This is a genomic window from Actinokineospora baliensis, from assembly GCF_016907695.1.
Classification (GTDB): Bacteria; Actinomycetota; Actinomycetes; order Mycobacteriales; family Pseudonocardiaceae; genus Actinokineospora; species Actinokineospora baliensis.
Map to the genome: position 1 here is coordinate 4,870,238 of NZ_JAFBCK010000001.1, position 13,330 is coordinate 4,883,567.

Genomic DNA, 13,330 nt, shown 5'->3' on the forward strand with positions numbered 1-13,330 from the left:
GGTGGCCCGGCTGTTGGTGGTCGACGACGACGCGGACGTGCGCGACCTGGTCGTCGGCTGGCTGCGCGTCGACGGCCACGACATCGTCGACGTAGGCAGCGGCGCACTGGCCATGGGCGAGGTCGACTCCGGTGGCCTGCCGCACCTGCTGGTGTTCGACGTCCTGATGCCGGGCATGGACGGGATCGCGTTGCTCGGCCTGCTCCGCCAACGCGATGTCGACCTGCCCGCCATCGCGCTGACCGTGCTCTGGTCCAGCGCCGACATGGCCAGGGTCCGCGCGGCGGGCGCGGTGTACGTGCCCAAGCCCTCCAGCGGCGGTGAACTCCGAGCGGTGGTCCGGCGCCTGCTCGGCGGCCGGGCCGCGCTCCCGGGCGGCAGACGATGACAGTGGCCGCATCGCTGGCGCGCACCGCGGGCTTCGCCGCGCTGTTCGTCTTGGCGACGGTGGCCGGGCGGATGACCGTGCTGGACGCCACGAGCCTGAGCCTCGTATGGCCCGCGGCCGGTGTGGCGGTGCTGTGGTTCTGCGCCCAACGCGAGTCGCCCGCCATGTGGGTCGACGTGCTCTCGCTGGCCGTGATCACCGTGTTCGTCAACACCGCCACCGGGGCAACCTTCGCGCAGGCTGCCGTGTTCGTGGTGTCCAACCTCCTGCAGGTCTGGGTGTTCGTCGCCCTCGTCGTGCGCTGGCGGCCGGACCTGTGGACCCTAGGCCCGGCAGGCGGCCTCCGGCGCCTGCGAGACCTGTGGGTGATGCTGGTCGGGGCCTTCGCCGCCGCCGCGACCGGCGCCGCGGTGGGGCCGACGGCGATGTGGTTGATCACCGGCCGCTACTCGGTGATCACCACCGCGGTGTGGATGGCCCGCAACATCGCGGGCGTGCTGCTCGTCGGCATCATCGGCCTGTGCCTGGCCAGGGTCGCCGTGCGCAGCACCCGCTCCGCGGCGCCCAGCACCTGGCGCAAGGTCGAGTACCTCGCCGTGTCGGTCTGCTCGGTGCTGGCCTACGTCGTCGCGTTCGGCCGGGACGAGAGCCTGCCGGTGGCGGCGACGCTGATCTCGCTCACCGTCTGGGCCGCGTCCCGCCTGTCGACCACCTACGTCGCGCTGCACACCGGTGCCGTCGCCACTATCGCCGTCCTGTTCACTCTGCACGGCCAAGGCCCGTTCGCCGTGGTCCCCGCGCACGCCGGTCGCGCGCTGCTGGTGCAGCTGTTCGTGGTCATCGTCGTCGTGGTCGGCCTCGCGCTGGCCCTGGGCCGCGACGAACGGGAACAGCTGCTCGCCGAACTGGCAGAGGAGAAGGAACAGGCCGCGCGCCGGGCGCAGCTGACCCGCGCCATCATCGACTCCATGGCCGACGGCGTGTCGGTCGTCGACTCGACGGGCCGGGTGAGCCTGCGCAACCCCGCCGCGGTCCACCTGCTCGGCGGCCGGATCAGCCCCGGCGAGGTCGCGCTCAACAGCGCGCACTACGGCGTGTTCCACCTGGACGGGACTCCGCTGTCAGCCGAGGAACTGCCGTACCTGCGGGTACTCGCGGGCGAGTCGGTCGACGACCTGGACCTGCTCGTCCGCAACGACGGCGTCCCCGACGGCCGGGTCGTGCAGGTCAGGGCCACCGCGGTACCCGAACCCGACGGCGGCCGCAGCGCCGTACTGGTCTACCACGACGTCACCGCCGAGCGCCGCCAACGCGACGAGCTGGCCTCCTTCGCGGGCGTCGTCGCGCACGACCTGCTCAACCCGCTCAGCGCCGTCGACGGCTGGAGCGACGCCGCCCACGAAGCACTGCGCGACGCCCCGACCGCCCCGGCCGTCGAGCAGGCCCGCTCCGCGCTGGTCCGCGTCCTGCGCGCGTCGAGCCGGATGCGCGGGCTGATCAACGACCTCCTCGCGTACACGACCGCCCGCGACGGCTCGATCGCGCCGGTTGCGGTCGACCTCACCGCCGTGGTCGCCGACATCGCCGCCGCCCGCACCGACGCCGCCGTGGCCGCCGTCGAACCGGTGCCGCTGTTCGGCTACGGCGCCCTGGAGCCACTGCAGGCCGACCGGGTCCTGCTGCGCCAACTGCTCGACAACCTCATCGGCAACGCCATCAAGTACACAGCCCCGGACGTCGTCCCCGAGATCACCCTCACCACAACCCGCCGCGGCGGCGAGGTGACCCTATCCGTCACCGACAACGGCATCGGCATCCCCGCAGGGCAACACGAACGCATCTTCGGCTCCTTCCACCGAGCCCACGTCGACACCGGCTACACCGGCACCGGCCTGGGCCTGGCCATCTGCAAACGCATCGTCGAACGCCACGGCGGCACCATCACCGCGGCCGACAACCCGGCGGGCGGATCGCGATTCACGCTCACCTTGCCCGCAGCACTCGACCTCGACTACGCACCCCCGGCGCAACGCGCAGGCGATGCCTCCCAGGTACCGGGCCGCTGAAGTGGTTGAGGTCGCCAGCTAGCCATGGCGGCACCATCCCGGCAGCGGCGACCCTGCTTGCAGGCTCCGGTTCGTCACCGCCTTGCCCACCGCCCTCGATCCCGCGCCCCCCGTGACGCGCGGGCGATGCCGCCCAGGCGCCGGGCCGTTGAGCCGCCAATGCCTCCGCAATCGCGGGCCCATCACCGCCGCCGGACAGTCCTGGTCGGGTGATGGTTCACCGCGCCCGGTGCCGTTGGATGTGCACGCAGCCCAGGTAGCGGCCGGTCGGGGTGGCCGTCGGCGGCCTGCAGACGAACACCATGCTGGCCAGCGCGTGCTCGACTTCGACCAGGCGCCGCCGGTGCGGCGCGGGCGCAGCCTCAGGCGCCGGGCGGCGTGGATGCCCGAGATTGCCCGACCAGTCGCGTGATGTGGCCTCGGCGTCACGATCGCCGCGGCAAGCCGCCCGACCGGTTCGCTCTCGCGCTGCCCGCCGCTGGCCACGACATCGTGCAAGGTAGGCGATGCACCCGGGGTCCAAGCCGTTAGTGCGCCGAGAACCGCGCGACCAGCATCGCCCCGGCGGCGCATCATCGCGGCCGACAAGCCATCCGGAGGGCCCGGTTCACACCGACGTTGCCCGCCACCATCGGTGCAGCATGTGGGCGATGCCTCGCAGGTGCCGGGGCGTTAGGGCGCCAGGAAACGGGCCACCAGGAGGGCGATGTCGTCCTGGGTTGGTTCGGGTTCGACGAGGGTGTCCATTACTCGGCCGCACACCACCGCTGGGCTTTCCGGGGTTACCGCCTCGGTCAGTCGGTCGAGGTATGGGTCTAGGGCGTGGCCCCGGCGTTCGACGAGGCCGTCGGTGTAGAAGGCCAGGACGGCGCCGTTGGGGAGGTTCAGGACTGTGTCGCGGCGGGGGCGGCCGGTGTGCAGACCCAGGCCTACTGGCGGGTCGGGGGTGATGGGGGCCAGGATGCTCGGGTGGCCGGGGGCGGCCAGGACCGGTGGTGGGTGCCCGGCGGAGGAGACGGTGACGGTGCGGTCGGTCAGGTCGATCACGGCGTAGGCGACGGTGGCCATGCTGGTGCGCTCGAAGTGCGACACCTTGCCGTTGAGCTTGGTCAGGACCTGAGCTGGGCTGTCGTTCTCCAGGGCATAGGCGCGCAACGCGCTGCGCAACCTGCCCATCACGACCGCCGCCGCCAACCCGTGCCCGGCGACGTCACCGATCACCACGCCGACCCGGCCACTGGGCAACACGAACACGTCGTACCAGTCCCCGCCCAACCCGGCGACCGCGCCGGGGACGTAGCGGGCGTCGAAGCACAACCCGTCCACCACGGGAAAGCGCGTCGGCAGCAGACTCCGCTGCAACGCCGTCGTCGCCGCCCGCTCGGCGCTGGTCGTCTCCGCCTGGATCGCCAGCGCGACCCGGTCGGCGACCAGCAGCAGCAGGTGCGTGTCCGCCTCGGTGAACGCCCGCTCGGTCAACGAACCGACGTGCAACACCCCGATCAGCTCGTCGCGCACCAGGATCGGCACGCCCAGCAGCGCCCGCAGCCCCTTGCGCCACAACGCCGCACTGGACACCGTGGTCTGGTCCACCCGGTCGAGCACCAGCGGCCGCCTGGTCGCCGCGATCCGCCCGGAGAACCCGGCCCCGAGATCAACGGTCACCCCCCGCCGGATCTCCTCCTCGATCCCCACCGTCGCCCGCACGCCCAACCGCTGCGTAGTGGCGTCGTAGAGCAGGATCGTGGCCGTATCCACCTCGAACAGCGCGCACACCTTGCCCAACAACGCCAACAACGACTCGTCCAACTCCATGTGCCGCAACTCGACGTCGGTGATCGCTTCGAGCACGCGCAGACGATCAGTGGCATTGGCGGTCGCGGACACGACGCGCAGCCTAACCGCCAACCCCCCACTTGACGCGCCACGGATCCCCACGCCACGCGGTCGGATCAGCGGGAGGCCGCGCGGGTGGCGCAACATGAGGGGGCTGCGGCTACAGAGTGCCGTCCCTGCGGTGCTCGCAGCTTCGGTGTCGCGGCATCGGTCTTCGGGCGTAGTGGCGCCAACCCAGCCCCCGAGTCAGCTCACCCAAACCCAGCCCACCGAGCCAGCCCCGCCACCCCAACCACCCGACTCCGACCACCCAACCCAACCACTGGACACTCGGAAGCCGCCCACCCAGATGCTCGATGGGGCGGACTTGTTTTGCGTGGGGTGGCGGCAGTCGTAGCGTTGCTGCGCGGACAGGGCCATGCTTTTCGGCCCCTGCTTTGCGGTCCTGCCACGGCTGGCGCAGGGGCCCCGCGCAAACCAAGTTCGCCCCATCGAGCACACCCCACCCACCACGATCCAGCGCAATGCCGAAGGCGAGCCGAAGACCCGATGCCGCAGGCGAGCCGATCACCGCTCCGGCTGACGCAACGGCAACCTCACCGTCGCAGTAATCCCAGGATCGTGATGCGTCAGCGTGATGCGCCCATGGTGGGCAGCGGTAATGGTGCGCGTGATCACCAGCCCCAGCCCCGTACCCGGAATCAGCCCGTGCCGCACATTGCCCGCCCGGAAGAACCGCGTGAACAGCCTGTCCCGCTCCTCAGCAGGAATACCGATACCCGTATCGGCCACGCTGAGCTCCGCGGCGTCCGGGTGGCGGGTCAGCCGGATCGCCACAGTACCCCCGTCCCGGCTGTACTTCACCGCGTTGGAGACGAGGTTGTCGAGGACCTGGCGGAGGCGGTGCGGGTCGGCTTCGAGGACCAGTTCGTCCGGCAGGTCGAGGTCGATCCGCAGCTGTCTGGCTTCGGCCGCCGGTCTGGCCGCGTTGGTGGCGGTGGTGACGAGTCCGGGCAGGTCCACCTCGCTCAGGCACAGCGTGGCGTGGCCGCTCTGCAGCGCCGCCAGGTCCAGCAGGTCGTCGACGACCGCGGTGAGCGTGCTCGCGTTGCGGTGCACGACCTCCAGCATCCGGGGTGTGTGCTCGTCGGTCGGGGCGTCGAGCAGTAGTTCGGAGTAGGCGAGGATCGAGGTCAGCGGGGTCCGCAGTTGGTGGCCGACGAGGGTGATGAAGTCGTCGCGGGTGCGGTCGAGTTGCGCGCTCAGGTCGGCGGTGTGCCTGCGGGTGGCGAACCGGCCGATCTGGTCGCTGACCGTTTGCACCGCGTCGATCAGGTCCGCCCTGTCCTGTTCGTGTGTGTCGGCGAAGCAGGTCAGCACCCCGACCACGCCGCTGCCGTGCACCGGGACCGCCAGCGCCGCGCTCAGTTGGGGGTGCCGCGGGTCGCGAACACTGGGGACCCACAAGGGTCTCTCGTCCGCCCACACCGCGCCGGTGATGCCGTGGCCGCGCAAGACCGGACCGGTCAGCGACGCGTCGGGGGACAGTCCGGTCGCCGCCCACTGCCCGGCGAGGTGCAGTTTGTCGGTGACCGGATCCACCAGCCACAGCTGCGCGTACGGCCACGCGAGCGCTGCGGCCACAGCCTCCGCGAGCTCCGGGCCGACGTCCACCAGGGACCTCGCCGACCCGAGCGCCTCGGCCACCCGCAGCTCGCACGCCCGGAACCGCTCGGCGCGCCGCTGCCGGGTCACCTCGTTGAGCACCACGACCGCCCCGGTCACCCGGCCGTTGTCGTCGCTGATCGCGGTCGCGTTGGCCAGGTAGGTGCGCGCGGGCGCCCCGGGCGGCTTGATGATCACGTCGACGTCTTGGACCGCCTGCCCGGTCAGTGCCCTGGCCAGCGGGGTCTCGCCGGGGGCGAGCCGCACGCCGTCGCCGGAGTGCAGTGCTGCGCCGAGGTTGTAGATGTCCACCTGGCGGCCGTCGTCGGGTAGGGCGATGGCCTGGTGCATGGCCTGGTTCATCATGATCAGGGTGCCCAGCGCGTCGCAGGCGGCGACCGGGCTGTGCATGTTGTCGAGCACGGCGTGCAGGAAGTTGCCCGGTGACCCGGGGTTCTCGGCCGCGGCCAGCAGCGGGGCCGCGAGTTCGGCGGTCCGCATCAAAGCGATCAGCTCGTCGTCGCTCCACCGCCGTTCCCGCGCGTCGGCGACCGCGAGCGCGCCGAGGGTCCGGCCGTCGCGGTCGCGCAGCGGCACCCCCAGGTAGGCGCGCATCGCGCCGCGCCGCACGGACAGGAAGTCGGCGTAGTCGCAAGACCCAGTCGCGTCCTGGACCACCAGCGGGCCGTCGAGGCTGACCACCACCGGGCACAACGACTCGGTCAGCGGTGCCTTGCGCGTGGACGTGAGCGGTTCGGCGAGGCCGTAGCACCCCGCGAAGTGGACGTCGTCGCCGCCCACCAGGGTCAGCATGCCCATCGGGGCGCCGACGGCTTGGGCGGCCAACCGGGCGATCCAGTCGGCGGGCACCGAGTGCGCGGGGATGGCCAACTCCACCCGTCGCACCGCGGCGAGCCGCTGCTGCCCCGTCAGCACCGCACCGTCGATCGCACCGGCCACGCCAACACCCCAAACCGTGATCCTCGTGCCTGGTCGGTCGCGGGCCCGCCACCGTCCGGCACAGCATCCCCCTGGGTGATCGAATCGGCCACTCAGCGGAGTCGGCGGTCCGCTTCCTTTGCCGAGCTCCCGTCGAGTAGTCCTTTGTGGACTGATCTGACCGTTGGTGCTAGTTTTCCGGTGTGGATCACGGGGTGGCGCTCACGGCGCGGGTCATCGATTCGGTGCGGGCCAATCCGACGCGGTCGCTGTTCGACTACGCCCCGGTGCCGTGGGTCGTCGGTTCGCCGCGGCCGGTGCCTGAGGACGTCCTGGCCGGGTTGGCGTTCCCGTCCGGACGCCCGCTGCCGCCGAGCCTGCGGGCCTGGCTCGCCTTCGACACCGGCCTGCTGGCCCGGTACGGCTGGTTCACCCCGGACGGCGACTTCGCGCCCCGCCCGCTGGACCGGTTGGTGGCCGAGGAGCTCAGCGAGCCGTGGGCCGAGGACTTCGCCGTCCTCAACGACCGGTTCCCGGAGTGCTACCTGCTGCCGGGCGGGTCGGACTCCCGCAGGCTGCTCGCCGTCGGCGAACCGGATTCGACGGGGGAGTACCCGGTGCTGGCGCTGGACCTCGACGACCTGCCGTTCCTGGGGCTGGTGTACCCCGGGTTCGACGTCTACCTCGCCCACACGGCCGGGTTCCTGACCGTTCCCGGCCCCGGCTACACCGGACTCGCCCAGGATCCCGTCTACGGTCGGCGGATGCGCGAGCACGCCGCGCACCGGTTCGACGGCGAGATGTACGCGCAGTTCCCCTTCTGAACCCCGGAACAGCTGACGATCAGGACCCCGCCGCGTCACCGCGGGCCGCGCGGCGCTGCTGCTCGGCGCGTTCCCGGCAGCGGCGCAGGAACTCCTTGTCGGCCGCCGCGTCGGTCGCGGCGAATCGGCCGGGCCTGTCGTACTCCGGGAACCGTGGCTGGGTGCGCTCGTACGCCGACGGGTGCTGGGAGCGGTAGGACCGGTGCCCCTCCGGGCGGCCCGCGATCAGCCACAGCAGGGACCCGACCAGAGGCAGGACCAGCACGATCAGCAGCCAGCCGAACTTCGGCAGGTTGCGCGGGAGCCCGTCGGGCGTGGTGATCACGTCGACCAGGCAGAAGATCCACAGGGCCAGCATGGCCAGCCCGAACACACCACCGAAGTAGTACACGTCTGCTACCCCCAAGTAGAAACGACCGCTCGACATCTTAGGGCCACCCCGCGCGCCCGCCGAACACCGCCTTCGCCGACGGCCAAAGGGGCAGGACCGGGGCCGGTGTTCAGGGCGATCCTGACGCGCGCGGGGGTGGTGGGGCGAGAACAAGGGAGTCGAGTGCATGGCTGGAGACATCAACCTCAACGAACAACTGGTGGCGCGGGCGGACGGGGCGACGCACGCGGTCGCGCACGAGTACGACGAACTGGTGGTGGCGGCGGTACCCGACGGCGCGGTCGCCGCCCTGGAGATCGACGAGGACGGCCTTGGCGAGGTCGCCTCGATCGGGCTCGCCGCGCTGCGGTTGCGCGAGTCCGACGAATACGCCGAGGCTAAGGCCCAGCGGCCGCTGGACGGGGCCAACTGGGGTGACGGCGACGCCCCGGACGCGCCGGACGGGGAAGGCGCGGTCGAGTCCTTAGCCGACGGCGACGCCGGTGCCGCGCTGTCGGCGCGGCTGACCGGCCGGGTCGCGGTCGGCATCGTGATCGTCAACGGTCCGACCGCCGACCTGCAGTTCACCGCCGCCGAGCGCACCAAGGTCGTCGCCGAGGTGCAGAACGGCCTGAGCTGGTTGGGTGCGCAGAGCAGCCCGGGTGGTGTCACGTGGGTCTACGACGTGCGCACGCCGTCGATCAGCGCGCAGCCCGACCCGAAGGCCGACGACGGCGAGAAGGAACCGCTGTGGCGCGACCCGGCGCTCAGGGCGATCGGGTTCGGCACCGCCGCCGAGTACGCGGAGAAGTTGCGCGACACCAAGAACACCAACTGGGCCTACGTCGCGTTCTTCACCAAGTACCCGGTCCGCCACTTCGCCTACGCCTCGATCGGCGGCCCGCGGCTGGTCATGCAGTACAGCAACGACGGCTGGGGCGTGGACAACATCGACCGGGTGTTCGCCCACGAGACCGGCCACATCTTTGGAGCCCCAGACGAGTACGCCTCCAGCGGCTGCGACTGCGGCGGGTCGTGGGGTCCGTGGGGCAAGCCCAACGCCAACTGCGAGACGTGCGCGACCGGCGGCGGCGAGCCGTGCATCATGAAGGCCAACACGTGGGCGATGTGCCCGCACACCCCGTGGCACCTGGGTTTCCCGCAGGGGCAACGGTATTCCGGCGTGTTCACCGCGGGGACCGGCGGGCACGGGTTGTGGGTCAACGCCGACTGGTCGCACTTCACCGCCAAGTGGCAGGAGTGGAGCGCGCAGGGTCTGCGGCTGGACGAACTGGAGATCAGCAAGCCCGGCGGCAACCTGCGCTACTCGGGGGTGTTCTCGGCAGGTGCGGGCGGGCACGGGCTGTGGGCACTGGTGGACTGGGACAACTTCGTCGCGAAGTGGAAGGACTGGAGCGCGCAGGGTCTGCGGTTGGTAGACCTCGACATCACCGAGGTCGACGGGAAGCTGAAGTACTCCGGGGTGTTCCGCGAGGGCTCGGGCGGCTACGGCTTGTGGGTCAACGCCGAGTGGTCCAACTTCGTGGCCAAGTGGCAGGAGTGGAGCGCGGCCGGGCTGCGGCTCGACGACCTGACGGTGACCTCGGTCAACGGGCAGCTGAGGTACTCGGGGGTCTTCAACGCGGGCACCGGCGGCTACGGCTTGTGGGCGCTGGCCGACTGGGACAGCTTCGTGGCCAAGTGGAAGGAGTGGAGCGGCGCCGGACTTCGGTTGGTGGACCTGGACATCACCGAGGTGAACGGCCAACGTCGCTATTCCGGTGTGTACCGGGCGGGCTCGGGCGGCTACGGCCTGTGGGTCAACACCGACTGGTCGAGCTTCCTGGAGAAGTGGCAGGAGTGGAGCGGCAACGGCCTGCGGCTGGTGGACTTCGACATCACCCTGACCGGGGTCGAGGCCTTCGCCGACACCAACGCGGGCCTGCTCGTCGAGGCCGCCGCCGAACCCCACAGCCCCACCCCGGCAGGCGTCGGGTTCAACTCCGTGACCCTGGCCGCCACCCCCGACAGCGTGATCCACAACGCCCTCGACGACGGCAGCGGCGACCCCGCCACCGGCACCGGCTACCTGCTCACCCCCGCCGCCGCGGGCCAAGGCGGCCGCTCTGAGCTAGACGACCTGATCCTCCCGGTCACCACCGGCTTCGGCTCCATGTCCATCGACTAGTGGCTGGGTCGCGCCACTAGTTCCCGCGCGCCCGCTGCCGCCCTCCGAGCGCGGCAGCGGGCGCCACCACGATTGACCACTTTCTGACGTGTTCCCGTCGTTCCCCAGCAACCGTGCCCCCTCGACACTGGCTACCACTCGATGGGGAGGCGACCGTGGTTCCCGATGTCCTGGTGAACATCCTGGCAGCCGTGCTCGCGGGTATGGCGATCGTGGTGAGCCGCGTCGTGAAGGCCAGGCTCGACCCCGATGAAGAAATCCCCGCCCACTCGTGGCAGGTGATCGCGACCCAGTTCAGCGGCGCCGCGATGCTGATGTTGGGCATGGTCTACGTCGTATCGTTCGCTGTTGTCAGCCTGGGAGAGGCGGGCGAGTGGTACGTCGGTCGGCTCGCCGTGTCCTTGGCCGAGAGCCCGAACGCCACCGAAGGTCAGCGGTCCTTCGTCGAAGGGGCGCGGTGGGTGATCGGCGAGTGGGGTTGGGCTTGGTCCTGGCCCTACGTCCTGAGCGCGTTGACCACCCTCTACATCGGCGCGATGGTGGTCGGTGCGCTATGGGGAATACTCGAGGAGACGCCCACCACGCTGGTGCTCTACAGCGTCGGTGGCGTGCTGGCCATGGTCGTCGCGGCTGGAGCGGGCGGGGTCGCCGGGTACTTCGGGCACCACGGGGTCAACCAGTTCTCCGCCTACGTCTACGAGACCACCAGGCCGGACGTGCGGTCGGGACACCTCGACTTCTACCCCGCCGACTCGGTCATCCAGCTGACGTGGCCGGTCTCGCAGTCCGTGATCTCCACCGCGTGGGTCTTGATGGTGGCGGCCTTCGCGTGGGTCGCCTGGCGTGCGGGGCGATCGGGCTACCGGTCCCAGTTCGGTCCACGGCCCGAGGCGGCCGTACCTGTCTCCGCACCCGCGCCGACCGAGCCCCGCTCACGTGTGGCGACAGCGGAGCGAGTCTCGTTGCGGGTCACCGAGACTGTGGCCAACGCGCTGCGGGAGGCGCGGCGGCTGAGCGGTCGTGGGCCCGTTCAGACCGGGATGGTGTTGGTGTGCTTGTCGGCGGCGGACGGGTTGTCCGATGGGTGGGGGCGGTTCTGGTCGGTGGCGGGGTACCCGTCGGAGAAGGCTCTGCGCGCGGCAAGGGATGACCGGTCGGAGGTCGACGCGCCGGTCGAGTTCGAGACGGGAGAGTGGATCGTCCCGTCCAGGGATCTGGCGGAGGCGTTGAACGCGGCGCGTGAGCGGGGGTTCGAGCCGGTGGTGCCGGGCGCGCTGGGGTTGGTGCTGCTCGGTGTCAGGACCGGTGCCGTGGCCCGCACACTGGCTCGGGCGGGGGTCAACCCGGTGGCGGCTCGGGAGTCGATGGAGAACGACGTGCTCGGGGTCGACTTCCCGGACCCCTGAACGCCTTGGGCGGGTCACCGGCAGGCTCATCGGGTCTCCGTTCCACTCTGGACACGTCGAGTGTCACCACGACCGCCGCGATTTGGCACGCGTTCTTGCGGTTCTGGCAAGATGGCCGGGTGGACCACGACGACGTGCTCGATGCGGTGGGGCCGCGGTTGCGGGCGTTGCGTCGAGATCGCGGCATCTCCCTGGCCGACCTCGCGGCGACCACCGGGGTCTCGGAGAGCACTCTGTCGCGGCTGGAGAGCGGGCAGCGCCGGGCGACCCTGGAACTGCTGCTGCCGCTGGCCCGCACCTACGACGTCCCGCTCGACGACCTGGTCGGTGCCCCGCGCACCGGCGACCCCCGGGTCCACCTCAAGCCGGTGCACCGGTTCGGGATGACCTTCGTCCCGCTGTCGCGGCGGCCGGGCGGGGTGCAGGCGTTCAAGATGATCATCCCGGCCGAGCTGCGCGAACCGACCCCGCAGACGCACGACGGGTCCGAGTGGCTGTACGTGCTGAACGGGCAGTTGCGGCTGATTGTCGGCGAACGGGATCTGGTGTTGGCGCCGGGGGAGGCCGCCGAGTTCGACACGGCGGTGCCGCACTGGCTGGGCAGTGCCGACGGGGGAGTGGTCGAGCTGCTGGTTCTCTTCGGCCCCCAGGGGACCCGCGCGCACGTGCGCGGTGGTGGGAATATCGAGCGGCCCCGGCGCGCTGAGCAAGGGTGACAGGTGTGGTGGACCACGTGGGAGGTAGGGCGTTGAACCCGGAAGAGCTGTTCGAGGTCGACTCGGACGTCCCGGAGCTGACCGGCGCCGTGCTCCTGCACCACTTCACCGGCTTCATGGACGCGGGTTCGGCCGGGTCGACGCTGGTGGAGCACCTGCTGGAGACCCACGAGCACCGCGTGATCGCCCGCTTCGACGTCGACGACCTGATCGACTACCGGGCCCGGCGCCCGGTGATGACCTACGACACCGACCGCTGGCTGGACTTCGACGCGCCGGAGCTCGCGGTGCGCCTGCTGCACGACGCGGTCGGCACGCCGTTCCTGCTGCTCACCGGCCCCGAGCCGGACCGCAGCTGGGAAGCCGTCGTGGCCGCCGTCCGATCCCTGGTCGAACGCTGGGGCGTGCGGCTGGCGGTCGGCGTGCACGGCATACCGATGGGTGTCCCCCACACGCGTGATCTGACGGTGATCTCCCACGCCACCCGCCCCGAGCTGATCACCGAACGGTTCCCGCTGAGCCGCGTCCAGGTGCCCGGCAACCTCTCCGCGCTGCTGGAACTGCGCCTCGGCCAGGCAGGCCACGACGCGATGGGCTTCGCCGCGTACGTCCCGCACTACCTCGCGCAGAGCACCTACCCGCCCGCCGCCGTGGGCCTGCTCACCGCCGTCACCGCCGCGACCGACCTGATCATCGGCGCCGACCCCCTCCGCGAGGCCGCCCGCCTCGCCGAGGCCGAAGTCGCCCGCCAGGTCGCCGAGTCCCCTGAGATCGCCGAGGTCGTCGAAGCCCTGGAACGCCAGCACGACGCCTACGCCGAGTCCTCCCAGAACCTCCTGGTCCCCGACGGCGAACCCGTCCCCAGCGCCGACGAGCTCGGCGCCGAGTTCGAACGCTTCCTCGCCGAGCTCCCGCGCGACCCCTGACGGGCG

Annotated in this window: 10 protein-coding genes; 7 read left to right on the forward strand and 3 right to left on the reverse strand. The window is 71.2% G+C overall.

Going from position 1 to position 13,330, the window contains the following annotated elements:
• The first annotated feature begins 1 nt into the window (after window position 1).
• Window positions 2-388: a response regulator transcription factor gene (locus JOD54_RS22275; protein ID WP_204452775.1), complete on the forward strand. Its 387-nt coding sequence runs from the start codon at window positions 2-4 to the stop codon at window positions 386-388.
• On the forward strand, window positions 385-2,454 hold the full coding sequence (locus JOD54_RS22280; protein WP_239573468.1) for a sensor histidine kinase: 2,070 nt from the start codon (window positions 385-387) through the stop codon (window positions 2,452-2,454). Before JOD54_RS22275 ends, JOD54_RS22280 begins: the two co-directional genes overlap by 4 nt.
• Window positions 2,455-3,126: 672 nt before the next feature.
• On the opposite strand, the gene JOD54_RS22285 is transcribed toward JOD54_RS22280, so the two are convergent.
• Window positions 3,127-4,341: a PP2C family protein-serine/threonine phosphatase gene (locus JOD54_RS22285; protein ID WP_204452777.1), complete on the reverse strand. Its 1,215-nt coding sequence runs from the start codon at window positions 4,339-4,341 to the stop codon at window positions 3,127-3,129.
• A gap of 516 nt (window positions 4,342-4,857) precedes the next feature.
• The gene (locus JOD54_RS22290) at window positions 4,858-6,915 is read right to left on the reverse strand and encodes an ATP-binding protein (RefSeq protein WP_204452779.1); all 2,058 of its coding nucleotides are present in this window, start codon (window positions 6,913-6,915) and stop codon (window positions 4,858-4,860) included.
• A gap of 182 nt (window positions 6,916-7,097) precedes the next feature.
• Here JOD54_RS22290 and JOD54_RS22295 point away from each other — a divergent pair, with 182 nt between their 5' ends.
• Window positions 7,098-7,718 (forward strand): hypothetical protein, encoded by a 621-nt coding sequence (locus tag JOD54_RS22295; protein ID WP_204452781.1) that lies wholly within the window; start codon window positions 7,098-7,100, stop codon window positions 7,716-7,718.
• Window positions 7,719-7,737: 19 nt separating this feature from the next.
• Here the strand turns inward: JOD54_RS22295 and JOD54_RS22300 are convergent, their stop codons facing one another.
• Window positions 7,738-8,109: a PLDc N-terminal domain-containing protein gene (locus JOD54_RS22300; RefSeq protein ID WP_204456455.1), complete on the reverse strand. Its 372-nt coding sequence runs from the start codon at window positions 8,107-8,109 to the stop codon at window positions 7,738-7,740.
• A 166-nt stretch (window positions 8,110-8,275) separates the two neighbouring features.
• On the opposite strand from JOD54_RS22300, the gene JOD54_RS22305 reads away from it, so the two are divergent.
• From JOD54_RS22305 to JOD54_RS22320, 4 genes are all read left to right on the forward strand, one after another.
• Window positions 8,276-10,276, forward strand: a complete 2,001-nt coding sequence (locus JOD54_RS22305; protein WP_204452783.1) for a hypothetical protein — start codon at window positions 8,276-8,278, stop codon at window positions 10,274-10,276.
• A gap of 155 nt (window positions 10,277-10,431) precedes the next feature.
• Window positions 10,432-11,682 carry a hypothetical protein gene (locus JOD54_RS22310; protein WP_204452786.1) on the forward strand — a complete coding sequence of 417 codons (1,251 nt, stop codon included), beginning with the start codon at window positions 10,432-10,434 and terminating at the stop codon, window positions 11,680-11,682.
• Window positions 11,683-11,801: 119 nt separating this feature from the next.
• Window positions 11,802-12,398, forward strand: a complete 597-nt coding sequence (locus JOD54_RS22315) for a helix-turn-helix domain-containing protein (RefSeq protein ID WP_204452788.1) — start codon at window positions 11,802-11,804, stop codon at window positions 12,396-12,398.
• 32 nt (window positions 12,399-12,430) lie between these two features.
• The gene (locus JOD54_RS22320; protein WP_239573471.1) at window positions 12,431-13,324 is read left to right on the forward strand and encodes a proteasome assembly chaperone family protein; all 894 of its coding nucleotides are present in this window, start codon (window positions 12,431-12,433) and stop codon (window positions 13,322-13,324) included.
• The last annotated feature ends 6 nt before the right edge of the window (window positions 13,325-13,330 follow it).

Excerpts from the sequence above, each read along its gene's own strand:
- JOD54_RS22280 (WP_239573468.1), top strand. The coding sequence starts at position 385 with ATGACAGTGGCCGCATCGCTGGCGCGCACCGCGGGCTTCGCCGCGCTG.
- JOD54_RS22305 (WP_204452783.1), top strand. The coding sequence starts at position 8,276 with ATGGCTGGAGACATCAACCTCAACGAACAACTGGTGGCGCGGGCGGAC.